Source organism: Pedobacter glucosidilyticus DSM 23534 (genome assembly GCF_000425145.1).
Lineage (GTDB): Bacteria > Bacteroidota > Bacteroidia > Sphingobacteriales > Sphingobacteriaceae > Pseudopedobacter > Pseudopedobacter glucosidilyticus.
Genome location: NZ_AULF01000031.1, coordinates 16,380 through 39,746, shown reverse-complemented (window position 1 = coordinate 39,746; position 23,367 = coordinate 16,380). Strand labels below are relative to the sequence as shown.

Sequence of the window (23,367 nt, the reverse complement as noted above, 5' to 3'; positions counted from 1 at the left end):
CTTATTATCTTTTCTTTTCAGAGTGACCTCTAAATGTTCTGGTTGGAGCAAACTCTCCAAGCTTATGACCAACCATGTTCTCGGTTACATAAACCGGAATGAATTTATTTCCGTTGTGTACTGCGAATGTATGACCTACGAAATCCGGAGATATCATTGATCTTCTTGACCAAGTTTTGATTACAGTTTTCTTACCTGAATCATTCATCGTAGAAACTTTTCTTTCTACATTATGGTCTATATATGGTCCTTTTTTAATTGAACGAGCCATTATTTTTTCCTCCTCTCAATGATGAAACGATCTGAATATTTCTTTTTGTCGCGAGTTTTGAAACCTTTCGCCAATAAACCTTTTCTTGAACGTGGGTGACCTCCAGAAGATCTACCTTCACCACCACCCATTGGGTGATCAACAGGGTTCATTGCAACACCTCTAACTCTTGGACGACGGCCTAACCAACGTTTTCTACCGGCTTTACCTAAAACTTCATTTGAATGTTCTGAATTAGATACAGTACCAATAGTTGCTGTACAGGTAACTAAAATCAGACGAGTTTCACCAGAAGGCATTTTGATAGTTGCATATTTACCGTCTCTTGCTGCTAATTGAGCGTAAGAACCAGCACTTCTTGCAATTTGAGCTCCTCTTCCTGGGTTAATTTCTATATTATGAATGATAGAACCCAGAGGGATATTTGCTAATGTTGTAGTGTTTCCTATTTCAGGAGCTACATTTTCACCAGAAACAACTTTCTGTCCAACCTGTAAACCTTCAGGAGCGATGATATATCTTTTCTCTCCATCAGCATAGTGTAACAGGGCGATACGGGCAGTACGATTTGGATCGTACTCGATTGTTGCTACAGTTGCGGGGATATCTTTTTTATCGCGTTTAAAATCTATCAATCGGTACAATTGCTTGTGACCCCCACCGAGATAACGCATAGTCATTTTACCAGTATTATTACGACCACCAGATTTCTTGCTTTTTACAACAAGAGACTTCTCAGGAGTTCTTGTAGTGATTTCAGTGAAATCAGCGCCAACTCTGAAACGTGTTCCTGGGGTTACTGGTTTAAATTTTCTTAAGCCCATTTTTTAATTATATATTGCTATAAAAGTCAATAGTTTCACCTTCTTTTAAAGTAATAATAGCTTTTTTATATTTAGCTATTCTACCTTGTACGATACCAGTCTTAGTAGATCTGGTTTTGTTTTTACCTACTACAACCATCGTATTTACTGCATCTACAGTAACACCATACATGGCCTCAATTGCAGATTTAATTTGCAATTTGTTAGCTCTGTGATCACACTGGAAAATATAACGGTTCAATTTCTCAGTTAACACAGCGGCTTTTTCTGTAAGAACGGGTTTTTTTAAAATTTCCATATTACTTAGCTAATGCCTCCTCTAATGTTTTTACCGAACCGGTAGTTAATACTAATTTTCCTGCATTTAATACATCGTATGTATTTAACTGATCTGCTGTAATAACTTTAGCTTTTTGAAGATTTCTGCTTGCTAAATAAACGTTTTGATTTGCTTCTGCTAAAACAACTAATGTTTTCTCGTTTGCAAAATTTAAAGCATTTAATAAGCTGATAAAGTTTTTAGTTTTCGGAGAATCAAAAGTAAAGTCTTCTAATACTAAAACACTGTTATCCTGAGCTTTGTAAGAAAGCGCAGATCTACGAGCAACTTCTTTTAACTTTTTGTTCAATTTAAAGCTGTAATCACGTGGTTGAGGACCAAAGATTCTACCACCACCATTAAATAATGGAGATTTAATACTTCCGGCTCTAGCACCACCTGTGCCTTTTTGCTTGTACAATTTTCTAGTTGATCCAGCAATTTCATTACGTTGTTTAGACTTGTGAGTACCTTGACGTTGATTTGCCAAATACTGTTTTACGTCTAAATAAATCGCATGGTCATTAGGCTCAATACCGAAGATTCCCTCAGGAAGTTGCACCTTGGCACCTGTTTCTTTACCTGAGATGTTTAATACTTTAACTTCCATCTTACTTCTCGATTAATACGTACGAACCCTTTGCTCCTGGTATAGAACCACTAACAACTAATAAATTTTGCTCAGCAAAAACTTTAACGATTTGAAGGTTTTGAATTTTCACCCTAGAACCACCTGTTCTTCCGGCCATTCTCATTCCTTTAAATACTCTTGAAGGAAATGAAGATGCACCTAATGAACCTGGAGCTCTTAAACGGTTGTGCTGTCCGTGAGTTTGCATACCCACACCACTAAAACCATGGCGTTTTACAACACCTTGAAAACCTTTACCTTTAGAAGTACCAACTACATCTACGTAATCACCTTCTAAGAAAAGATTAACATCAACAACATCACCTAAAGATTTTTCTTCTGTAAAATACTTAAACTCAACAAGCTTACGCTTAGGTGTAGTTCCAGCTTTCTCAAAATGACCTTTTAATGAAGCAGTGGTGTTTTTTTCTTTCTTCTCGTCGTAAGCTAACTGAACAGCAGCATAGCCATCTTTCTCGACGGTTCTAACTTGTGTTACCACACAAGGTCCAGCTTCGATAACAGTACAAGGTATGTTTTTACCCTCTGCGTCGAAAATGCTGGTCATTCCTACTTTTTTTCCAATAATTCCTGACATTTCTTAAATTAAATTAACACCCATCGAAGCAGTAGGGCTTCGTTCAAGGTGGATACAATATTCCCAAAAGGGACGGCAAAGATAAGAAACAGTTATTAATAATCAAACAGTTATAAGTTTATTTTTTATATTTTTTCTTAACACTAGAATAACCTAAAATTTAATCTATCATACTAAGATTTATTTATCTTAAATTGTTGTTATTGATAAAGACAAACTATCTTCTGGTCACCATTAAAACTGGGTATACACTTTTAGTAAGAAAAATAAGAGACTTATAAAAACAGAAAGGATTGCTTTATAAGAAAATTCGTTGGTTTAATACTTCTAAATCAATATTTTAAGTTTTCATTCTATATAAATCTACAATATTCTAATCTTTTTACTGTTTATTCAGTATAAACTCTTTTACATAAATGAAAAATAAATGCTATCTGTTTACCGGCATAATACTAATATTTGCTGGAATAATAAATTTTTCTAAAGCACAAACAAGCTTAAATGCTCAATATGAAAATATTGTGGAAAAAGCCAATAATTATCAGGAATATAAGGTGATTAACCAGAATCAGATAAAAAGTCTCTGGAAAAACACAACTGATTCTTTAAAGAGTAATCAAGCTAAATTAGATAAAGCTCAAAGTCAAATTAATACACAACAATTAGAAATTAACCAACTTAAAAAGCTTTTATCAGAAAAAAACAATCTCTTATCTAAAGCTTTAAATGCCAAAGATGAAATATTACTCTTAAGTTTTGTTCCGCTTTCTAAAGCTGCCTATCAAACTACCATGTGGGGTCTAATTATTTTTTTGCTCGGTTTAGCTACTTTCTTAATATTTAGGACCAAAAGCTTTAGAAAAGAAGCTCTTTACAGGATAAAACTTTTCAACGATTTAAATGACGAGTTTAAGAATTATAAAATAAAAGCTAATGACAATGAGAAAAAACTTGCCAGGGCTCTACAAGATGAAAGAAACAAATTAGACGAATTATTTAGGCGTTGATAAACGTTTAATTAATTCAGCACTTTGAACACGCCCTTTTTCTAGCAGAGGTTCAAAAAAATCCTTTGCTTCTTTAAAATGAGTTTTGTAACCCTCCATATCTTTATATCTGATAATAGAAGCCCACTCTCTTACTGCTGTATGAAACTCTAAATCATCTCCTCTAATACTTTTATCGTATAAAGCAGTTTGAATAGTATCTTCTAATAAATCTTCATTCTTAAAGAGGTACTCTACAATTCCTAATCTGAGTTTAAAAGGAGGCGTTTGGCATATCATGTTATCATAAGGATTGATGCCTAATTGGTGCCACGCATCAACCATAGCAAGTAAGCTAAGATGAGAATTATGCTTAGCTAACTCCTGATTATCGCCTATGCTAAATTCTTGCATAATATCGTCATCAAACAAAATAAGATTGGTTTGTTCATGAAAAACAAAATCCCTTGCTTTATAAATTCTTTCTCTAAAATTAGCTTCATCCTCTTGAATCATCATTTTAAATAAAATGGATTCTGACTGAGCGTAAGCAATAATCTGAGCCGTTGCATAAGGATTTAGAATAGCCAAACCGGCATAAATATGTGCTTTGTAACTAAAAATTCTTAAAGTTGTAAGAATCTTAACATTATCTATCCCAGAAACATAAGCACCACTCTCCCAAGGATAAGTTCCTGCATTTTTCCAAGCAGTACCCATACTTTCAAAACCCATGTGCGTTACCGCTTGTGTATCTGCCATGATTTGATCATGCTGATGATAATCATTAAGCTCAATAATTTCAGATTCTAGAAGTTGTAAAACTTGCATAGCCTTAGCATAAGATGCAGCAGATATCCGATGTGGCGCAACAATTAACTTTTGACCTTTAGTACTAAAACCTGGACCATGCAAAGAATGGGTTAAGATTAATTCTATATCTTTTGATAAATAACGCTCAAATGCTTCTACTTCTGGAGTTTTAACCGATGTCATGCCTGTTACCATAGCTCCCTTTTTTGTAGAAAAAGCACAAGCAGCTACAACTTCTTTAATCTTCTCTGCTTCTACAGCGTAAAAAATAAAATCGCATTTTGCAGATACTTCCAAACCATTATTCAGAATTATGATACCTAAAGGACCTAATTCTTCTTGAAGTTCTAGCGTACGATCAGGCAAATCACATCCAAAAACAGAAAGCCCTGCTGCTGCAAATTTCTTTGCATACAGCTTACCCATATCTCCTAGACCTATTAATCCTATATTCATCGTTGCTAAGATATTAAAAGATATAGATTTTAAATCCCTAAAATTGAGCAATATCTTTTCAAAGCCTCTAACTCCACCTGGGCTACAAAAAGATAAAAACCTTCTTTTTGATTATCCACTTGAGCATTTTCTAAGGCTTCATAATATTTCATACGGTTTTCGGCATCGCCCTTAATATTTGCAATTACATAACCATTTTTTAATAAAATAAGATTCATGATAAGCCTAGATGTTCTACCATTTCCATCTAAAAAAGGATGAATAGTAACTAATCTTTCAGAAAGTTCTGCAGCTAAAACCACCGGATGTAAATCCTTTTTATAGGCCTGATACCAAAAAAACAAATCCTCCATTTGCTTTTTTACCAAATATGGCTGTGGAGGTAAATGCCTGCTACCGCTAATCATAACTTGTACATCTCTATAAATACCTGCATATTTAGAATCTATCCCTTTAAGGATAAGGGCATGCAACAATAATAAATCTCTCTCAGAAAAATCAGCATCCTTTCTTATTAATTCTTTTAAAAAATCTAAGGCCTCTTTATGGTTTATAGCTTCTAAGTGCTCTCTCATACTTTTACCAGAGATGGTAATACCCTCATTAATTACTAAGTCTGTTTCTTTAAGTGTGAGCGTATTCCCTTCTATCCTATTGCTTTCAAAAGTGTATTCTAACTCTAGAGCCTCTATAATCTTGAAACTATCTAAAGCTCTATGCTGTGTTAACTTTTCCTTTAACTTATCTATCTCTGCTAAAACATCATTTACCTTATTAATAATTAGCAGTTCGCTTTTCTTATAATACTTAATCTTTTCTTCAGCAACAGAAAGAACTTCTAGAGCAAAATTACCATAACCTACTTGCTCAACAACTTGCTCGCTTAACCAATCTATTAATAATTCATGTGCATCTATGTTTAATATTTGCGCAATTTGTATAATTTGATCTCTACTAGGCTTTCTAACTCCCGATTCAAATTTACTGACCAATGAAGAATCAACCATAAGTAATTGTGCAAGCTCTCTAACCTTTAGCCCCTTCTTAATTCTAGCTGTTTTTATTTTTGAAATCATATCATGACATTTTTAGTCATGACAAATATAGTCACAATAATTGTGTTAACAAAATTCTAAAAACAAAAAGCCCTTTCCAATTTTCAGGAAAGGGCTCATAAATTTATTAAAAGCTAAAATCAGACTTTAATTTCTACTTCAACACCTGATGGTAATTCAAGTTTCATTAAAGCATCTACAGTTTTTGCAGAAGCACTATAGATGTCAAGTAATCTTTTGTAAGAGCATAATTGAAACTGCTCTCTTGCTTTTTTGTTAACGTGTGGAGAACGTAATACTGTGTAAATTTTCTTCTCGGTTGGAAGAGGAATTGGACCACTAACTACTGCACCAGTAGGTTTAACAGTTTTAACGATTTTCTCAGCAGATTTATCTACCAAATTGTAATCGTAAGATTTTAATTTAATTCTAATTCTTTGGCTCATTGTTGTTTTAAGTTATGATCTTCTGTTAGAGCTATTAGTAACAGAGACCGGATTTTTCTTTATGAATAAGGATTAAAGAACAAAGATTAAGGACAATATTTAGTCTTTTTATCTTTGCTCTTTATTCTTTTATATCAATTATGCGTTTGCTTTAGCACCTTTAGCTTTAGCTACTACTTCTTCTTGTACGTTTCTTGGAGCTGGCTCATAATGGTCAAACTCCATAGTAGAAGTTGCTCTACCAGAAGTAATTGTACGTAGTTGAGTAACATATCCAAACATCTCAGAAAGTGGCACTAAGGCTTTGATAACTTGAGCACCAGCTCTTGTATCCATACCTTGTAACTGACCACGACGACGGTTTAAGTCTCCCATTACATCACCCATGTTCTCTTCTGGAGTTAATACCTCAATTTTCATGATTGGCTCCATTAATACTGGTTTACATTTTGGAAGTGCCTCACGGAAAGCGTTACGAGCAGCTAATTCGAATGATAATGCATCTGAATCCACTGGGTGGAAAGAACCATCAATTAAACGAACTTTCATTGAAGTTACAGGGAAACCTGCTAACACACCGTTTGGTAATGAAGCCTCAAATCCTTTTTGTACTGATGGAATAAACTCACGAGGGATAGAACCACCAGATATTTCGTTCTCAAACTGAAGACCAACTTTAGTCTCATCATCAGCAGGAGAAATAACAACTTGGATATCAGCAAATTTACCACGACCACCAGTTTGTTTTTTGTAAGTTTCACGGTGTTGAACAGTACCAGTAATAGCTTCTTTGTATGCTACTTGTGGCGCACCTTGGTTAACCTCAACTTTAAACTCACGTTTTAAACGGTCCATTAAGATGTCTAAGTGAAGCTCACCCATACCTTGAATGATAGTTTGTCCTGAATCTTCATCAGTATGAACACGGAAAGTTGGATCTTCCTCAGCTAATTTACCTAAAGCCATACCCAATTTATCAACATCAGCTTGAGTTTTTGGCTCAATAGCTAACCCAATAACTGGATCAGGGAAATTCATTGATTCTAGAACGATAGGATTTTTCTCATCACAAAGCGTATCTCCAGTTTTAATATCCTTGAAACCTACAACGGCAGCAATATCACCAGCTCCAACATTAGGAATAGGGTTTTGCTTGTTTGCATGCATTTGGAAAATACGAGAAATACGTTCTTTATTTTCTGAACGGGCATTGTAAACGTAAGAACCAGCCTCTAAGTTACCCGAATAAACACGGATAAAGCATAAACGACCAACGAAAGGATCGGTAGCAATTTTAAATGCTAAGGCAGAAAAAGGCTCTTTAATATCTGGTCTACGAATTACCTCTTCGCCGGTATTAGGATTAGTTCCATTAATACCTTCCTGATCTAATGGTGAAGGCAATAATTCCATCACGTAATCAAGCATGGTTTGTACACCTTTGTTTTTGAAAGATGAACCACAAACCATAGGAACAATTTTAGCATCCAATACAGCTTGACGTAAAGCGTCTAAGATTTCACGCTCTGTAATGCTAGAAGGATCATCAAAGAATTTCTCCATTAATGACTCATCATACTCAGCAACTGCTTCTAATAATTTCTCTCTCCACTCGGTTGCTTCCTCAACTAAATCATCAGGAATTGGAACCTCTGTAAAAGTCATCCCTTTATCGGCTTCATTCCAAACGATACCTCTCCAGTTAATTAAATCAACAACACCTTTGAAAGAATCTTCTGCACCAATAGGAATTTGTAAAGGAATAGCATTAGAACCTAACATTTCTTTTACTTGCTTAACAACTTTTAAGAAGTCAGCACCGGCTCTATCCATTTTATTAACAAAACCGATACGTGATACATTGTAGTTGTTAGCTAAACGCCAGTTGGTTTCAGATTGAGGCTCAACACCATCAACCGCAGAAAATAAGAAAACTAAACCATCCAAAACACGTAAAGAACGGTTTACCTCTACAGTAAAATCAACGTGACCTGGAGTATCAATAATATTGATATGATAGTTATCTCCTCTGTATTTCCAGTTTACAGTTGTTGCAGCAGAAGTGATGGTTATACCTCTTTCAGCCTCTTGAACCATCCAGTCCATAGTAGAAGCACCATCGTGTACCTCACCAATCTTGTGGTTCACACCTGCATAATATAGAATACGCTCTGTTGTGGTAGTTTTACCAGCATCAATGTGAGCAGCAATTCCAATGTTTCTTGTGAATTTTAAATCTCTTGACATCTTATGTTATTAATGATTGAAGGATTGAATGAATGATTGAATAATATATTCCTCCACTCAATCAATCCCTCATTCTATCATTTAAAATTTAGAATCTGAAATGAGAGAAAGCTTTGTTAGCCTCTGCCATTTTATGTGTATCTTCTTTTTTCTTCACTGCAGCACCCTCGCCTTTAGCAGCAGAAATAATTTCACCAGCTAATTTTTCCATCATGGTTTTTTCACCACGCTTTCTTGAATAGCTAATTAACCATTTCATACCTAAAGCAATTTTACGCTCTGGACGAACTTCTGTAGGTACCTGGAAGTTAGCACCACCCACACGGCGTGATTTAACCTCTACTCCTGGCATTACATTATTTAAAGCTTTTTTCCATTGCTCTAAACCGTTTTCACTAGTTTTAGACTCAACTAAATCAATAGCTTTATAAAATATATCGTAAGCGATAGATTTTTTTCCATCGTACATCATATTATTCACAAACCTGGTAACCATAACGTCGTTAAACTTTGGATCAGGAAGAATAATTCTCTTTTTTGGTTTCGACTTTCTCATGTTCTTTTCCTCCGTTTAATTATTTCTTTTTACCTTTTGCTGGAGCTGCTGCTGCTTGTCCTGGTTTTGGTCTCTTAGTACCATATTTAGAACGACGCTGATTACGACCTGCAACACCTGCAGTATCTAAAGCACCACGAACGATGTGATAACGAACACCTGGTAAATCTTTTACTCTTCCACCTCTTACTAACACGATAGAGTGCTCTTGTAAGTTGTGACCTTCACCCGGGATGTAAGCGTTAACCTCTTTACCATTGGTTAAACGTACACGGGCAACTTTACGCATTGCAGAGTTTGGTTTTTTAGGGGTAGTTGTATATACACGGGTACATACTCCTCTTCGCTGTGGACAGCTGTCCAACGCTGGGGATTTACTCTTATCCTCCAGAGCTACTCTACCTTTCCTAACTAATTGTTGAATGGTTGGCATTTAATGAATTTATGTTTAAAAATTTCTTTTAACTACCCTCAAATTTGAACACGGCATACCATGCCCATTTAAAAGGACTGCAAAAGTAGGTTTTTATTTTTTGATATTCAATAGTTTGTGTGAAAAAAGTTTAAATGACCGATGACCGATGTCAGAAGTCTGATTTAAACGCCGAGGATGTATTAGTAATTAGAAAGCATATAAAGGTAGTTACGCTTTCTGCACTCGCTTTTAGCAATTTATCACAATTGCTAAAGAGCTCAAACAAATGCTTCAATCGGATTTAGGTGATCTAAGCTTGTACCGGTAAAACTATAAAATTAAGTATCTTAAACAATTATGATTATTTAGTCTAAAATTTATAATTCAATCTAAAAACAGACTTAAGAATTATTATCTTTATTCATACAACATCTAAAAATGAAGATTGAGATTATAAGCCCTTGTACTGTGAATTGGGACGAAATGATTATTAATGATAATGCCCGATATTGTAACTTTTGCTCAAAAAACGTAATGAATTTTGCAGAAATGGATAACAATTCAATTATTCGTTTTATTCTTCAAAATAAAGATAAAGATGTTTGTGGTAGAGTAAAGAATGGCATAATGAACTTTTCTCATGAAGAGATTATTGCTGTAATAGACAAGGAACTAATGAAAAACAAAAAGACCAATTATGGCTTTTATTTGTTATTAGTAGCTACACTTTCTTTTATAAGTTGCAATAATACTAACTCTATACCTAAATCAGTCTTATTAGATAAACAACCCTTAATAAAAGAAAAAGAAGATTCTTTACACTGTAAAACTGAAACCAATAAAATAAAAAAAGATAAATCAAATACCAATTATCAAGCAGACTTAGATAAAGGAATAAAATCAACAAAAGGAGGTTTGCAAATAAGTCCGACTATTAAAACATCTGTAAATATGCCTTTTGATGAGGTTATTTCTCAAAACTACAACAATTTAGATACTAATTTTATTCATACTAATATTGCTATTTTACCTATGTATAGAGGTGGAATTGATAAACTTTATGAATTTATTGAAGCAAACTTAGTATACCCAAAATGGGAAAAAAATCAAAAAATTGAAGGTAGGGTTATAGTTGATTTTATAGTTGAAAAAGATGGGACTATTAATAATCCTAGAATCCTAAGAGTTCCTGATAAATCAAAAAATTTAGGAAATGAATCACTAAGGTTGATAAACTTAATGCCTAAATGGATTCCAGGAGAAAATTTTAACAAGAAAGTGAGGTTTAGATATACTATGCCTATAATATTTAGATTAACATCCAAGTAATAGAACAGGTTGTTAAAAAGACAATCGATGAGGGTATGCTTAAGAAACCGTTGCTTTCAATTTTAACAATAACTGTTTAGAAACAGGAAATTTCTCTTTAGGAACATCTAACATATCTGAGATCTTATCACCCAGTAAAAACCTCATAAAACCCGCTATCTCTACATTTTTGATTTGTTTTCTATCATTTAAATTATAAAAACACTGTAGTAAAGATTTGATCAGTTGTTTTCCAGCAAGTGATGGTTTAAAATGCCTACCACTAATTGCCTTTTCTAAATCTAAAGCTTGTTTTCCATTTTGGGGTAGTAACTCCGGAGTTAGCCCTAAGGCAGCTCCAATCCAACTCCAATAATTGATATAAGCCATTTGCTCTTGATAAGAAATAGTAAAACCTATTTTTCTTAATCCCCTAATGACTATCAAAGAAAAAGAAAGGTTGGTTCCGGCTAAATCTTCTTGATTAACTGGCAACCCTAAATTATCATCCCAATTCCCTTTTAAAATGTAATATCTACCGGCAGCATGCATAAGTCTTACCTTAAAAAGCTGAACTTTAGCATCACCAGTTTCATCAAACCCCTTTGGGTTCATCATAGAAGCTACAAACATTCCTGTTTCTTCTAATCTCTTGGCTACATCTTTATACATTCTTTCTGTTTGATAAAGAACCATAGCACCATCGGCAGCAGCATAACAATAAGGTAAAGATAATAGGCCTAAAAGCTGGAGTATGTATGTTGATTTCTTACTATAAAACTCTAAAGCAGTGTTTTTTATCTTTAAATCAACAAGTCCTATTCTTTTCAATTCTTCATCAAAAAATATGGCTTCGGGTATTTCAGCTAAAAAATCTACCCAATTGGCATTGGTTTTTAATTTGGATAATGCCAAATCTAATTTCTTTTTATTATCAGCATTAGAAAAATAATTTGCTATAAAATCATCTGCCAGAGGGTCTCCTACTTGTCTAAACTTATCTAAATCTAATGCCATTAAAAAATTGGTTTTTAAAACTGATAATAAAAATGTTTAAGAATTGTTTGGATAAAACCTAAATAAAAAGCTTTACTCAAGATATTTAAGCGAGTTTGCAATTAATCAAAGGATGAGTAGAGGCTTTTACAAGAGTGTTCTAAAATCATGAAAGGCAAACACTATATCTTATTCTTTTGGCAAAACTTGTTGTAAAGTCTTACTTATGTTTATTTTAAATTGAAAAACATGACTACATTAAGAAACAACTCTAAGAGCCAGGCTTCTTAAGAGTTAAAAGACCCAAAAACAAATAAAACACAGAAAAGTGAAGCTACAAAAGAATTGGGCAGCTCTAAAAAGAAAAAAACGACAGTAATGATAATAAGGTTTGGCTCAGAAAAAAGCCAAACCTTGTTTATCATTATTTAAACCTTCTTTACAAATTCCGATTTTAAATACATAGCTCCAAAGCCTTCTACCTTGCAAGAAATATTATGATCACCAGAGGTAAGACGAATATTTTTTACTTTAGTTCCAATTTTAATAGGCTTAGGCGAGCCTTTTACAGGTAAATCTTTTATTAAAATAACAGTGTCTCCATCTATGAGTTCATTACCGTTTGCATCTAATACTTTATCCGTAACGTTTACCTCAGTTTCTTCGGTTTCTGGATTCCATTCGTAGAAACACTGGGAACAAACTAAGTAATCTTGTTCTGGATAGGTAAATTCAGATCCACATTGTGGACAGTTATTGTTATTGCTCATCAATTAAATTAAAGATGCGAAGATATAAGAATATTTCCTCAAGACATATTTATGCAATCATCCTTTATAAAGTCTGTTAGTACTTTGGATTAAGTTTTCAGAGCTAAGCCTTAAAAAACTTAATATCCTGAATATGATAATCGGGATTAGCCCCGCTTTTACCTGCAACAAATGCACCTAAAGCGCATGCATTGTTTAGCACAACATCTGGAGTAAAGCCCATTTGATAAGAATGGATGAGTGCTGCTAAGAAGGCATCCCCTGCACCAACAGTATCTGCAACTTCTACTTTAAAACCTGGGTGCTGATAAATCTGATTATCGATAAACAAGGTAGCACCTTTACCTCCCCTGGTCAAACAAATCAATTTAACATGCCATAAAGCAGCTAACTTTTTAAAAATTGATTCGTCTTGAGGGTCTAAATAATACCAAGAACAAACCAATTCAAATTCATCGTCATTAAGCTTAACCCAATCTGCTAGTTTCAAAAATTGTTTTAATGATGCTTCTGTGTAATGTGGCGCTCTTAAATTGATATCAAAAACTTTCAAACAAGGTTTTTCTAGAAGTTTTAATAAAGTATTTTTAGTGTATGCCCCTCTGGATGCTAAACTGCCAAAAACAAGAATATCATCATTCTTTAATGCTATTTCAGGGCTATCTATTTCATCATACGCAACAGGCTGTAAAATATCATATTTGGCATTTATGGGATCATTTAAATTTACCAAAACCTTACCCGTAACTAAATGATTTTTAGTTTGAATAAGCGATACATCATTAAGTTGTTGATATAGATATTCTTTTAAATCAGCACCATCTTCATCATTACCAATAGCACTTATCAATTTTGTTTGCGAGCCTAATTTGTGCAAATGGATACATACATTCATCAAAGCACCACCTGGTAAGGCTTCTTGTGGTAAAACATCCCACAATATTTCTCCAAAACAATAAATCATAAGGCTAAGGATTTTAATAAATCTTTAAATTACATGCCGCCCCCGAATGATGTTTTAGGTAAAGGGGGATAAATTCTCATTTCTGCTGGCAACTTGATATATTCATTATAAGATTTAATGATATAGGTTCTTAATTCTACATCACTCATATCTTTTATTTGCGAATAGGTTGGTCTGTAATAAGACATAAAATCTTCCAGAAGCTGTCCCCGCACTTTGGTGAGCTCGGTTACCAATTCTCTATTAAAACGTCTATCAATTAAACGTTCATTAAGCTCGGTATCCATAAATTTTTGAAATTCTCTCTTTTGTTGAGATTGCTTACTAAAAGCATTATACAAGCTTAAACCGCCATCTTTAGTTAAAATGGTGGTATTAGCAGCAGAATAAGCCGATGAGTAAGCAGCTTTAATTTGCGCATCGGTTTTATTGGCTTGGGCAGATACGATTACTTCGTTCAAAACAATCATTCTTGTTCTTAACAAAACAATTCGAGGGTCTAAACTTTCAATAATTAAGGTATCGCTTTGATAACCCGGACAAGAAAAAACAACTAAATCTCCAATTTCGGCTTTAACTTTAAAATCACCTTTTTGTCCGGTATGGTCTACTTCTCTTTGGGTAAGATTGTTAACAAATACCAATTTTAATTTACTTCTTGTATCAGCATCATAAGCGGTACCCGTTAATATGCTTTGTGCGCATAAAAAACCAGGTGCTAAAAGAAACAGCAATAACCAGAAGCCTTTCATAAATTATGTTTAATTGTATTAACAAATTAACAACCATTTTGTATCATACAATGTCAAAAATCTGTTAATAAACCTTAGAAAACAACTTATTAACATTATTTAACGCTTCATTAAGAGAACAATTTATTTAGCTCTGTTTCGTCATAACCTATTATTATACCTTTAGGAGTCTCTATTACTGGTCTTTTAATAACACTTGTATGATTTAACATAAGCTGTATTGCAGACTGTTGGTCTTTTACAGTTTCTTTAACTTTATCGTCTAATCCACGCCAAGTTAAACCTTTTTTATTAACTACTTTTTCCCAACCTAAGGTATTACACCATTTATTTAGATGTTCTTCATCTATACCAAGCTTTTTAAAATCATGGAAATGCACATCAATGTTATTTTCTTCTAACCAGGTTCTTGCTTTTTTTACCGACCCACAGTTGGGTATACCAAATACTTTAATGCTCATATTATAATTAACTTAACCTACGAAGCTAAATATTTAACAATTGATATTAAAATTTGTTATTCAACTAGGTTAATCAATACTCTTCCTTGGTATCTAGAAACTGATGTACAGGTTTATAATGTAAATCAAAAGTGGCTGCAACTTCACGATAAACTACTTCTCCGCTAATGATATTTAAGCCTTTAAGGAGTTCATAATTATCTAAACAAGCTTTTTTCCATCCTTTATCTGCAAGTTGCAATATGTAAGGGAATGTGCTATTTGTAAGTGCAATGGTAGAAGTATAAGGTACCGCCCCAGGCATATTGGTTACACAATAATGTAAAATACCATCAACAATATAAGTTGGATTTTCATGTGTTGTAGGCTTACAAGTTTCAATACATCCGCCTTGGTCTACAGATACATCCACAATAACAGTACCTGGCCTCATCAGCTTTAGCATATCTCTGGTAATAACGGTGGGGCATTTTGCACCTGGAACTAAAACTGCACCAACGATTAAATCATGATTTGTGATTAACTTTCTGATGTTATACTCGCTACTGAACATGGTAACCACATGAGGCGGAAGAATATCATTTACATATCTTAGTCGTTCTATATTAGTATCAACTATGGTAACATGGGCACCTAAGCCAGAGGCCATTTTAGCAGCTTGCACACCAACTACACCAGCACCAATAATTAAAACTTTACCTGGTGTTACACCCGGCACACCACCTAACAGTACGCCTCTGCCCATAACCGGCTTCTCTAAATACCTAGCGCCTTGTTGTATGGCCATTCTACCAGCAACTTCAGACATAGGTACCAAAATAGGCAAAGATTTATCAGTACACTCAACAGTTTCATACGCTAAACACACAGCACCGCTATCCATCATGGCGTAAGTAAGCTTACGGTGTGATGAGAAATGAAAAAAACAAAATATCAATTGATCTTTTCTGGCTAATTTATACTCACGTTCTTCGGGTTCTTTAACTTTAACAATCATATCTGCCCTACCCCAAACCTCATCACCAGTTAAAATAATTTGAGCTCCGGCATCTTCATAATCGTCATTTCTAAAACCACTAGCTGCTCCAGAATGCGTTTCTATTAAAACTTTATGCCCCCTTTTTACCAATTCATGCACTCCGGCAGGCGTAAGACCAACTCTATTTTCATTATTTTTTATTTCGCGAGGTACTCCTATAATCATTTTGTCAAAGTTTTAAACAAATAAATAAAAAATCATCAACAAAACAACCAATTATTTAAACTTTTTTTTATCTGATTGTAATTTTTTTAAAATACATCAATATTATACAAATTATAATTTTTTAAATTTTAAAGAAAGTGTAATTTTGGGCTTTATTACATCTATGATTACGCGGGAAACAAAGGATTCATTTATTTTTATAACGCAGCATGAACATGCTACTATTTCTGGGGAATTTTTTGTAAACTTAAAGAAAGAGTTTATACCTACAGAACATTTTGAATCATTGAAATTTGCTATCTATCAACATGACAGAGCTTGGATAATACCAGACTCTGAGCCCATTTGGAATGATAAGCTTCAAAAGCCTTATGATTTTATAGCATATCCTGAAAATATTAAATTACACTTTTATAAGCTTGGCATTGAGCAAGTAGACCAGGCTAACTCTTACGCTGCTTTACTTTGTAGTATGCACTACAGTAGCTTTTTTGCCCATTCTGAAACCGAGTATGGAAAATCTTTCTATGAAAGAGAAACGCTAAGACAGAAACATTTAATGCAGCGTTTAAGAATTCAAACATCTACTTTTTTAAATTACCAACTTAAAATCTTACAACTTTGTGATGACTTATCATTATATGCTTGTATGAATAACCCTGGCGTAGACAAAAAGAACGAGCATCCACTTTTTAAAGATGGTTTCAATAACTCAGAATTTTTTCATGATAATGGAGAACAAAGGGTAACAGCTAATTATCAAGATAAACACATCATCAAATTTAATAGTCGTTTATTTGAAAAACCTTTTGAGATAAAAATCACTTTCAAAAAAATACTTAAAGACAATATACAAAATGAAGGTTTGCTAGCAGCATTTACTAAACAACCTTGGTTTTACCATACTGTAAAAATTATATAGTAGGGTATTTATTGCAGAAATAATACTCGGGCTTAAGCCTGATTCTGTTATTTTTGTAATATGGCAGAAAAAAACAGATTCTACATGATCTTATCGCTTGGCGTTTTATCTGCTGTAGGTCCTTTTAGTATTGATATGTATTTACCTGCTTTCCCAGTGATGGCTGAAAATTTAAATACTACGGTACCCCATATACAACTCTCGTTAAGTAGCTATTTTATCGGCATTTCTTTAGGACAACTTATCTATGGCCCTTTAATAGATAGGTTTGGTAGGTTAATCCCACTCTTTACAGGATTATTTATATATCTGCTTACTTGTATTGCTTGTGCATTTGCAAATACTGCTGATACCCTTATAGTGATGCGATTTTTTCAGGCTTTGGGAAGTTGTGCAGGCATGGTTATTTCCAGAGCCATGGTGAGAGATATTTTCCCGGTGAGTGAAAATGCCAGAATCTTTTCTCTATTGATGTTAGTTATTGGGGTATCGCCTATTCTGGCTCCAACATTAGGTGGATACATGAGTAGCGGTTTAGGTTGGCGCTCTATCTTTATTTTTTTAATTGTATTAGCTGTTTTCACCATTTACATGTGCTATAAATATTTGCCAGAAAGTAAACCTGCAGATAAAACCATGTCGTTAAAACCTAAAGCAGTATTACAAGATTTTTGGTTTGCTTTTACTGAACCACGCTTTATTTATTATGCTCTTGCCGGAGGTATAGCCTCAGCAGCTATGTTTGCTTATATAGCAGGCTCAACATTTGTCTTTATAGAACTATTTGGCTTTACCGAAAAACAATATGGTTGGTTATTCGCATTAAATGCCATTGGTTTAATAAGTGCTAGCCAACTAAACAGTAAATTGCTCAAAAAATATCCCATTGGGATGATTATAAAAAACTCAAGTCGGGTACAACTCGTCACAGCCTTATTGCTTGCTATTTTATCAGTTACACAACTATTAAATGTTTACAGTACTCTAGTTTTGATATGGATATTTATGTCGGCTTTAGGTTTCTTTTCTCCCAATACTTCAGCATTATCAATGGCACCATTTGATAAAAAAGCAGGGATAGCATCAGCCTTATTAGGGTGTTTCCAAATGTTGTTTAGTGCTTTAGCATCATTTGCAGTTAGTTTTCTACACGATGGTACAGCTTTACCTATGACAAGCGTAATGGCTTTCTGTATTATTTGTAGTTTTTCTTTGGTTTATATCGGTCAAAGGCAAGCAAAAAAATATCAAGCCTAATATTTTCACCGATTTTTTATGGCATTTTACCGAGAAATCCCCTCATTTCTCCCTGTTACTATAAAGAATCTGTAATTGCTATCGCATATTTGAACTATCAATACAAAGAATATGGAAACCCAAGAAATAAAAAATAAAAGAAATTACAACAAACAAGTCGTTGGAGGCGCCTTTTTGGTTATAGGCTCAGTTTTGTTAGCTAAACAAATGGGCGCAGATTTACCATCATGGTTAGTAAGCTGGCCTATGCTACTGATTGTCATTGGCCTTGCCAGTGGTATCAAAAACAACTTCAGAAACTCTGGCTGGTTATTTATGATTTTAGTAGGAGGTGTTTTTTTAGCAGAAAGAATTAATCCCGATTTAATTGTAACTGAATTTACTTGGCCAGTTATATTAATTGGCTTAGGCTTATGGTTCATTTTTGGCAGGCATAAAAAATGCGAGATGCATGAGTTTAAAGGTGGATTTAAAAAAAAAGAGCATCAGCCTTTAACTGACGAAAATGAAGCGAAAGCCAACTTCAGTCATAAAGAAAATTTAAATACAGGTGATGATGTGATAGACTCCGTTGCAGTATTTGGAGGCGCAAAAAAACACGTACTTTCTAAAAATTTTAAAGGTGGCGAGATTGTAACCATTATGGGTGGTACAGAAATTAATCTTACCCATGCTGATATACAAGGTGTTGCCGTACTAGAGGTAGTACAAATTTTTGGAGGCACAAAAATCATCATCCCACATGGCTGGGAAGTGAGTACAGAGATGGCAGCAATTTTTGCCGGAATAGATGACAAAAGAGTATTCCAAAATCAAGTAACTGATAAAAGTAAGGTACTTGTAATTAAAGGAACATCGGTATTTGGAGGAATAGAAATTAAAAGCTTTTAAATATTTTACTTATGAAATGGTTTGCTGTAAAACTAATTTTTCAAATTGTGAATGATAATAACAAGCATTTTCAATTTGATGAACAACTAAGACTTATTCAAGCATTAAGTAAAGAACATGCTTTGGAGATGGCTCATCAGGTTGGTATGATGGCTCAAGAAAATATCATCAGCCAAAACGGGCATACTTTAAATTGGAAGTTTATTGCCGTAACAGAATCTGAATATGTTGGCGAGATAGAACAGGGCAAAGAAATACATTATCATATTGAAGAGCCGGATAATGTTGAGCTTTACTTAAAAAGAGTAGAAGAAAAAGCACTAAATTTAAAAAAGATAACACAAGAAAATTTAATTCATTTTTAGTTTGGCTGTTTTACCTTTTTCTAACAGAAGTTTCAGAAAAGCATTCTTTATTTTATGGACCATTTGGTTTGTCTTAAGTACATATACCTTGTACTCTTTAGGTCTTAACTTGATGGTAGCCATTAAAGACAGCTTCTGCTCTTTAGTCATTATAGCCTTATTTTGTTGGTTAATTGCCAACAACTTAGCCTACTATCAACCAAAAGAAAATAAATACATTTTTATAATTGTTTGGTGCTTAGTATTGGCTTTTTTGTCTACCACGGTGTTGTTGTTTGTGCTACCTCAACTAGTATCAGATACCGAAGAATATCATAATTTTTTACATTCTTCTATCCCTATACGCTTTGGGTTTTCCTTTTTACTTATTGGATGGATGGCCATGATTGGCGTACTTTGGTACAACCAACAAGAAAAAGAAGAACTAGAACAAAGACGACAAGAAGCAGACAGGTTGAGCAAAGAAGCAGAGCTTTCTACTTTGAGAGAAAAACTACAGCCTCATTTTCTGTTTAACAGCCTTAACTCTATAAGTGCACTCACTTTTTCAAAACCTCAGGAAGCAAGAAAAATGATACAGCAACTTTCTGATTTTTTACGAGGCACTATCAAAAGAGATGATGAGTTAACTACACTAGAAGCAGAAATATCACACCTAAAGCTTTATTTAGACATAGAAAAAGTTAGGTTTGGACACCGGCTTAACACCATCATAAACTGTGATACAGAGAATAAAGAGCTAAAAGTTCCTCCGATGATATTACAGCCTTTACTAGAAAACGCTATAAAATTTGGTTTATATGATACTTTAGAATATGTAACCATCACGATAAATTGCAGTTCGGAGGAAAACACGCTCTATATTAGTATCCACAACCCGTTTGACCCTAATACGGCTTACCCGCATAAAGGAACAGGCTTTGGCTTGGCTAGTATTAAAAGAAGACTCTCTATTATTTATAACAGAAAAGATTTGTTAGAGGTAACCGCCGTAAACCATGAATTCACAACTACACTCACGATTCCACAAACATGAAAAAGGCATTAATTATTGATGATGAACCACTAGCTAGAAGTGTTATTCTAGAATATTTAACAGCGCATCCAAACATTACTGTTTTAGAAGAATGCAACAATGGTTTTGAGGGTCTAAAAGCTATCAAAGAACACGAACCTGATTTGATCTTCCTAGATATCCAAATGCCTAAAATAACTGGTTTTGAAATGCTTGAACTTTTAGACCAAAAACCTCAGGTTATATTTACCACTGCTTTTGAAGAATATGCCATCAAAGCTTTTGAAGCAAACGCCATAGATTATTTATTAAAACCTTTTGATCAACAGCGTTTTAATAAAGCTATTGCTAAATGCCTGGCAAAGCAAAGCATACAAAATTTTAAAACAGTTTTAGAAGAAGCTTCTTTAACCCAGGCTCAAAATGAACGTGTTGTGGTTAAAACGGGCAATAAAATTAAAATTATCCCTGTTTATGACATTCTCTATCTAGAAGCTGATGATGATTATGTAAATATACATACCGCAGAAGGTGCTTTTCTGAAAAACAAAACCATGAGCTTTTTTGAGAAAAACCTATCTGAGAAAGAATTCATCAGGATTCATCGCTCGTACATCGTAAAGCTAGATCAAATCACTAAAATAGAAAACTACGAAAAAGACAGTCACATTGTCTTACTTAGAAATGGCGAAAAACTACCTGTAAGTAAAAACGGTTATCCCAAATTAAGAGCTGCATTAGGGATGTAATTTTTAAAAAACTTCTTTTGTTATGTAAAAAGAAGCCTGTATTAATATTTCTCTAAAATAGTATCTTCGCAGTATGCCAACGGTAGATATAAAAGAGCAAATAGCCGCATTAGTAAAAGAGCTAAAACAGCATAATTACAATTATTATGTATTAGCTATGCCAACCATTTCTGATTATGATTTTGACATTAAACTAAAAGAATTAGAAGCTCTTGAAAAACAATATCCAGAATTTGTACACCCGGATTCCCCTACCTTAAAAGTAGGCGGAGAAATTACCAAAACCTTTAAAACTGTGGTGCACAAATGGCCTATGCTTTCTTTAGGTAACACTTATAATGCACAAGATTTAATAGATTTTGATCAAAGAATTAAAAAAGCCATAGGCGATAATTTTCAATACGTTTGCGAGTTAAAATTTGATGGCTTATCTATCAGTTTAACTTACGAAAACGGAAAGTTACTAAGAGCCGTTACCCGCGGAGATGGCACCAAGGGCGATGATGTAACTGCGAATATCAAGACATTAAGAAGTATTCCATTGAGCTTAACCCATCAAAATGTTCCAGAACATTTTGAGATACGTGGCGAAGTTTTTATGCATAAAGCTGCTTTTGAAAAACTTAACCAAGAACGTATAGAGCAGGGCGAACAAGCTTATGCCAATCCAAGAAACTTTGCATCAGGTACTGTAAAAATGCAAGACTCTGCCGAAGTTGCCAAACGCCCGCTAGACTGCTTTTTATATTTCCTTTATGCAGACCAAAATCCGTTTAAAACACATTGGGAAAGTTTACAAGCTGTAAAAGGTTGGGGCTTTCATGTATCCGAAGAAAGTAAACTTTGTAATACCATAGAAGATGTTTTACTCTTTATAGAAAGCTGGGAAACTAAAAGGTTTAACCTTAGCTATGATATAGATGGCATCGTCATCAAAGTAAATAGCTACGCCCAACAGCAAGAGTTAGGTTTTACAGCAAAATCTCCACGTTGGGCAATCAGTTATAAATACAAAGCCCAAGAAGTAGAAACTACTTTAGAAAAAGTAACTTACCAAGTTGGTAGAACCGGTGCTGTAACTCCTGTAGCTAATTTAAAACCTGTTTTATTGGCAGGTACAACAGTAAAAAGAGCCACTTTGCATAATGCTAACGAAATTTCAAGACTTGATTTACATGAAAACGATACTGTTTTAGTAGAAAAAGGCGGAGAAATTATCCCGAAAGTTATACGTGTAAATCTGGAAAAAAGAAAAACTGATGCTGCAAAAATCAATTACATAGAACATTGTCCAGAGTGCGGCACACAGCTCATCAGAAAAGAGGGAGAAGCTGTTCATTATTGCCCTAATGACGAGGGTTGTCCGCCACAAATTGTAGGTAAAATGCAGCATTTCATCAGCCGTAAGGCAATGAATATTGATGGAATAGGTTCTGAAACTATAGAAGCGCTTTATCAAAAAGGCTTAATCAGGCATATTAGTGATATTTACTTATTAAAAAACCACGAAGCTACCTTAAAAGGTATGGATAGGTTTGGCGAAAAATCTGTTAATAACATGCTGGATGGTATAGAGCGCTCTAAACAAATGCCTTTTGAAAAAGTACTTTTTGGCTTAGGAATCAGATATATTGGAGAAACCGTTGCTAAAAAATTAGCTTTTCATTTCAAGAATATTCAAGCTTTGCAAAGTGCTTCTTTTGAAGAACTGATTGCTGCTGATGAAATTGGAGAACGTATTGCACAAAGTATTTTAGAATATTTTACTGATGAAAAACATCAACAAGAAATAAATCGCTTAAAAGAAATAGGTTTACAGTTTGAAATTGAAGAAAAGGAAGTAATTTTACAGAGTTCAAAATTAGCTGGCCAAACTTTCGTTATATCGGGTGTGTTTGAACAATACAGTCGTGATGAACTTAAAGACATTATAGAAAGTAATGGAGGTAAAATACTAAGTGGTATATCCGGTAAATTAAATTATTTAGTAGCTGGTGATAATATGGGCCCTTCTAAATTAGAAAAAGCCCATAAATTAAACATTCCTATCATCAATGATGCGGCTTTGTTAAAGCTGTTGGAGTAATAAAAAAAGG

Annotated in this window: 26 protein-coding genes; 9 read left to right on the top strand and 17 right to left on the bottom strand. The window is 34.0% G+C overall.

Translation table 11 applies throughout. The features are described from left to right. Positions 1 to 4: 4 nt before the first annotated feature. The 5 genes from rpsS to rplC are packed head-to-tail and all read right to left on the bottom strand — an operon-like array spanning position 5 to position 2,643. Entirely contained in the window at positions 5 to 271 is a 267-nt protein-coding gene (gene rpsS / locus H510_RS0110535) for a 30S ribosomal protein S19 (RefSeq protein ID WP_026904294.1), read from the bottom strand. Beyond that, positions 271 to 1,095 carry a 50S ribosomal protein L2 gene (gene rplB / locus H510_RS0110530; protein ID WP_026904293.1) on the bottom strand — a complete coding sequence of 275 codons (825 nt, stop codon included), beginning with the start codon at positions 1,093 to 1,095 and terminating at the stop codon, positions 271 to 273. Before rplB ends, rpsS begins: the two co-directional genes overlap by 1 nt. A gap of 7 nt (positions 1,096 to 1,102) precedes the next feature. After that, positions 1,103 to 1,393, bottom strand: a complete 291-nt coding sequence (gene rplW / locus H510_RS0110525; protein WP_026904292.1) for a 50S ribosomal protein L23 — start codon at positions 1,391 to 1,393, stop codon at positions 1,103 to 1,105. Position 1,394: 1 nt separating this feature from the next. Next, entirely contained in the window at positions 1,395 to 2,024 is a 630-nt protein-coding gene (rplD, locus tag H510_RS0110520; RefSeq protein ID WP_026904291.1) for a 50S ribosomal protein L4, read from the bottom strand. A gap of 1 nt (position 2,025) precedes the next feature. After that, complete coding sequence (gene rplC / locus H510_RS0110515; protein WP_026904290.1) at positions 2,026 to 2,643, bottom strand: 50S ribosomal protein L3; 618 nt, start codon at positions 2,641 to 2,643, stop codon at positions 2,026 to 2,028. A 416-nt stretch (positions 2,644 to 3,059) separates the two neighbouring features. Between rplC and H510_RS0110510 the strand changes: the two genes are divergently transcribed. Then, entirely contained in the window at positions 3,060 to 3,650 is a 591-nt protein-coding gene (locus H510_RS0110510) for a coiled-coil domain-containing protein (protein WP_026904289.1), read from the top strand. Here H510_RS0110510 and H510_RS0110505 read toward each other — a convergent pair. The 6 genes from H510_RS0110505 to rpsL all read right to left on the bottom strand — a co-directional run bounded on the left by H510_RS0110505 (position 3,636) and on the right by rpsL (position 9,635). Beyond that, positions 3,636 to 4,898, bottom strand: coding sequence for a prephenate dehydrogenase (locus H510_RS0110505; RefSeq protein ID WP_026904288.1), 1,263 nt, complete (start codon positions 4,896 to 4,898; stop codon positions 3,636 to 3,638). The two genes, H510_RS0110510 and H510_RS0110505, sit on opposite strands and share 15 nt — an antisense overlap. A gap of 29 nt (positions 4,899 to 4,927) precedes the next feature. Next, positions 4,928 to 5,974 carry a Fic family protein gene (locus tag H510_RS0110500; RefSeq protein WP_026904287.1) on the bottom strand — a complete coding sequence of 349 codons (1,047 nt, stop codon included), beginning with the start codon at positions 5,972 to 5,974 and terminating at the stop codon, positions 4,928 to 4,930. A gap of 119 nt (positions 5,975 to 6,093) precedes the next feature. Beyond that, a complete protein-coding gene (rpsJ, locus tag H510_RS0110495; protein ID WP_013633190.1) occupies positions 6,094 to 6,399 on the bottom strand; it encodes a 30S ribosomal protein S10 in 306 nt (101 codons plus the stop codon). A 138-nt stretch (positions 6,400 to 6,537) separates the two neighbouring features. Beyond that, positions 6,538 to 8,646 carry an elongation factor G gene (fusA, locus tag H510_RS0110490; RefSeq protein WP_026904286.1) on the bottom strand — a complete coding sequence of 703 codons (2,109 nt, stop codon included), beginning with the start codon at positions 8,644 to 8,646 and terminating at the stop codon, positions 6,538 to 6,540. Between the two features lie 88 nt (positions 8,647 to 8,734). Continuing rightward, positions 8,735 to 9,202, bottom strand: a complete 468-nt coding sequence (rpsG, locus tag H510_RS0110485; RefSeq protein WP_026904285.1) for a 30S ribosomal protein S7 — start codon at positions 9,200 to 9,202, stop codon at positions 8,735 to 8,737. Between the two features lie 19 nt (positions 9,203 to 9,221). Beyond that, positions 9,222 to 9,635, bottom strand: coding sequence for a 30S ribosomal protein S12 (rpsL, locus tag H510_RS0110480; protein WP_026904284.1), 414 nt, complete (start codon positions 9,633 to 9,635; stop codon positions 9,222 to 9,224). A gap of 516 nt (positions 9,636 to 10,151) precedes the next feature. Between rpsL and H510_RS19610 the strand changes: the two genes are divergently transcribed. Beyond that, entirely contained in the window at positions 10,152 to 10,946 is a 795-nt protein-coding gene (locus H510_RS19610) for an energy transducer TonB (RefSeq protein WP_051291150.1), read from the top strand. Between the two features lie 39 nt (positions 10,947 to 10,985). Here the strand turns inward: H510_RS19610 and H510_RS18680 are convergent, their stop codons facing one another. The 6 genes from H510_RS18680 to ald all read right to left on the bottom strand — a co-directional run bounded on the left by H510_RS18680 (position 10,986) and on the right by ald (position 16,072). After that, positions 10,986 to 11,942 carry an oxygenase MpaB family protein gene (locus H510_RS18680; protein WP_051291149.1) on the bottom strand — a complete coding sequence of 319 codons (957 nt, stop codon included), beginning with the start codon at positions 11,940 to 11,942 and terminating at the stop codon, positions 10,986 to 10,988. Between the two features lie 407 nt (positions 11,943 to 12,349). After that, positions 12,350 to 12,691: a zinc ribbon domain-containing protein YjdM gene (locus tag H510_RS0110460; RefSeq protein WP_026904283.1), complete on the bottom strand. Its 342-nt coding sequence runs from the start codon at positions 12,689 to 12,691 to the stop codon at positions 12,350 to 12,352. A 103-nt stretch (positions 12,692 to 12,794) separates the two neighbouring features. After that, entirely contained in the window at positions 12,795 to 13,655 is an 861-nt protein-coding gene (locus H510_RS0110455; protein WP_036692581.1) for a carbohydrate kinase family protein, read from the bottom strand. A gap of 29 nt (positions 13,656 to 13,684) precedes the next feature. Next, positions 13,685 to 14,407 (bottom strand): hypothetical protein, encoded by a 723-nt coding sequence (locus H510_RS0110450; protein WP_026904281.1) that lies wholly within the window; start codon positions 14,405 to 14,407, stop codon positions 13,685 to 13,687. Positions 14,408 to 14,517: 110 nt separating this feature from the next. Beyond that, positions 14,518 to 14,868: an arsenate reductase gene (locus H510_RS0110445; RefSeq protein ID WP_036692579.1), complete on the bottom strand. Its 351-nt coding sequence runs from the start codon at positions 14,866 to 14,868 to the stop codon at positions 14,518 to 14,520. 73 nt (positions 14,869 to 14,941) lie between these two features. Further along, complete coding sequence (ald, locus tag H510_RS0110440; RefSeq protein ID WP_026904279.1) at positions 14,942 to 16,072, bottom strand: alanine dehydrogenase; 1,131 nt, start codon at positions 16,070 to 16,072, stop codon at positions 14,942 to 14,944. 163 nt (positions 16,073 to 16,235) lie between these two features. Here ald and H510_RS0110435 point away from each other — a divergent pair, with 163 nt between their 5' ends. The 7 genes from H510_RS0110435 (at position 16,236) to ligA (ending at position 23,357) form a co-directional block, all read left to right on the top strand. Further along, positions 16,236 to 16,994, top strand: a complete 759-nt coding sequence (locus H510_RS0110435; protein WP_026904278.1) for a DUF3891 family protein — start codon at positions 16,236 to 16,238, stop codon at positions 16,992 to 16,994. An 84-nt stretch (positions 16,995 to 17,078) separates the two neighbouring features. Continuing rightward, a complete protein-coding gene (locus tag H510_RS0110430; protein ID WP_245584820.1) occupies positions 17,079 to 18,251 on the top strand; it encodes a multidrug effflux MFS transporter in 1,173 nt (390 codons plus the stop codon). A 111-nt stretch (positions 18,252 to 18,362) separates the two neighbouring features. Beyond that, positions 18,363 to 19,142 carry a LiaF transmembrane domain-containing protein gene (locus H510_RS0110425; RefSeq protein ID WP_026904276.1) on the top strand — a complete coding sequence of 260 codons (780 nt, stop codon included), beginning with the start codon at positions 18,363 to 18,365 and terminating at the stop codon, positions 19,140 to 19,142. An 11-nt stretch (positions 19,143 to 19,153) separates the two neighbouring features. Then, positions 19,154 to 19,507 carry a DUF4288 domain-containing protein gene (locus tag H510_RS0110420; protein ID WP_026904275.1) on the top strand — a complete coding sequence of 118 codons (354 nt, stop codon included), beginning with the start codon at positions 19,154 to 19,156 and terminating at the stop codon, positions 19,505 to 19,507. A 1-nt stretch (position 19,508) separates the two neighbouring features. After that, complete coding sequence (locus H510_RS0110415) at positions 19,509 to 20,543, top strand: sensor histidine kinase (protein WP_245584819.1); 1,035 nt, start codon at positions 19,509 to 19,511, stop codon at positions 20,541 to 20,543. Further along, positions 20,540 to 21,271 (top strand): LytR/AlgR family response regulator transcription factor, encoded by a 732-nt coding sequence (locus H510_RS0110410; RefSeq protein WP_026904273.1) that lies wholly within the window; start codon positions 20,540 to 20,542, stop codon positions 21,269 to 21,271. Before H510_RS0110415 ends, H510_RS0110410 begins: the two co-directional genes overlap by 4 nt. A gap of 73 nt (positions 21,272 to 21,344) precedes the next feature. Then, positions 21,345 to 23,357, top strand: a complete 2,013-nt coding sequence (gene ligA / locus H510_RS0110405) for an NAD-dependent DNA ligase LigA (RefSeq protein WP_026904272.1) — start codon at positions 21,345 to 21,347, stop codon at positions 23,355 to 23,357. The last annotated feature ends 10 nt before the right edge of the window (positions 23,358 to 23,367 follow it).

Coding starts and splice junctions, on each gene's coding strand:
- rpsS (WP_026904294.1), bottom strand. CDS start 271: ATGGCTCGTTCAATTAAAAAAGGACCATATATAGACCATAATGTAGAA.
- rplB (WP_026904293.1), bottom strand. CDS start 1,095: ATGGGCTTAAGAAAATTTAAACCAGTAACCCCAGGAACACGTTTCAGA.
- rplW (WP_026904292.1), bottom strand. CDS start 1,393: ATGGAAATTTTAAAAAAACCCGTTCTTACAGAAAAAGCCGCTGTGTTA.
- rplD (WP_026904291.1), bottom strand. CDS start 2,024: ATGGAAGTTAAAGTATTAAACATCTCAGGTAAAGAAACAGGTGCCAAG.
- rplC (WP_026904290.1), bottom strand. CDS start 2,643: ATGTCAGGAATTATTGGAAAAAAAGTAGGAATGACCAGCATTTTCGAC.
- H510_RS0110510 (WP_026904289.1), top strand. CDS start 3,060: ATGAAAAATAAATGCTATCTGTTTACCGGCATAATACTAATATTTGCT.
- H510_RS0110505 (WP_026904288.1), bottom strand. CDS start 4,898: ATGAATATAGGATTAATAGGTCTAGGAGATATGGGTAAGCTGTATGCA.
- H510_RS0110500 (WP_026904287.1), bottom strand. CDS start 5,974: ATGATTTCAAAAATAAAAACAGCTAGAATTAAGAAGGGGCTAAAGGTT.
- rpsJ (WP_013633190.1), bottom strand. CDS start 6,399: ATGAGCCAAAGAATTAGAATTAAATTAAAATCTTACGATTACAATTTG.
- fusA (WP_026904286.1), bottom strand. CDS start 8,646: ATGTCAAGAGATTTAAAATTCACAAGAAACATTGGAATTGCTGCTCAC.
- rpsG (WP_026904285.1), bottom strand. CDS start 9,202: ATGAGAAAGTCGAAACCAAAAAAGAGAATTATTCTTCCTGATCCAAAG.
- rpsL (WP_026904284.1), bottom strand. CDS start 9,635: ATGCCAACCATTCAACAATTAGTTAGGAAAGGTAGAGTAGCTCTGGAG.
- H510_RS19610 (WP_051291150.1), top strand. CDS start 10,152: ATGAATTTTGCAGAAATGGATAACAATTCAATTATTCGTTTTATTCTT.
- H510_RS18680 (WP_051291149.1), bottom strand. CDS start 11,942: ATGGCATTAGATTTAGATAAGTTTAGACAAGTAGGAGACCCTCTGGCA.
- H510_RS0110460 (WP_026904283.1), bottom strand. CDS start 12,691: ATGAGCAATAACAATAACTGTCCACAATGTGGATCTGAATTTACCTAT.
- H510_RS0110455 (WP_036692581.1), bottom strand. CDS start 13,655: ATGATTTATTGTTTTGGAGAAATATTGTGGGATGTTTTACCACAAGAA.
- H510_RS0110450 (WP_026904281.1), bottom strand. CDS start 14,407: ATGAAAGGCTTCTGGTTATTGCTGTTTCTTTTAGCACCTGGTTTTTTA.
- H510_RS0110445 (WP_036692579.1), bottom strand. CDS start 14,868: ATGAGCATTAAAGTATTTGGTATACCCAACTGTGGGTCGGTAAAAAAA.
- ald (WP_026904279.1), bottom strand. CDS start 16,072: ATGATTATAGGAGTACCTCGCGAAATAAAAAATAATGAAAATAGAGTT.
- H510_RS0110435 (WP_026904278.1), top strand. CDS start 16,236: ATGATTACGCGGGAAACAAAGGATTCATTTATTTTTATAACGCAGCAT.
- H510_RS0110430 (WP_245584820.1), top strand. CDS start 17,079: ATGATCTTATCGCTTGGCGTTTTATCTGCTGTAGGTCCTTTTAGTATT.
- H510_RS0110425 (WP_026904276.1), top strand. CDS start 18,363: ATGGAAACCCAAGAAATAAAAAATAAAAGAAATTACAACAAACAAGTC.
- H510_RS0110420 (WP_026904275.1), top strand. CDS start 19,154: ATGAAATGGTTTGCTGTAAAACTAATTTTTCAAATTGTGAATGATAAT.
- H510_RS0110410 (WP_026904273.1), top strand. CDS start 20,540: ATGAAAAAGGCATTAATTATTGATGATGAACCACTAGCTAGAAGTGTT.
- ligA (WP_026904272.1), top strand. CDS start 21,345: ATGCCAACGGTAGATATAAAAGAGCAAATAGCCGCATTAGTAAAAGAG.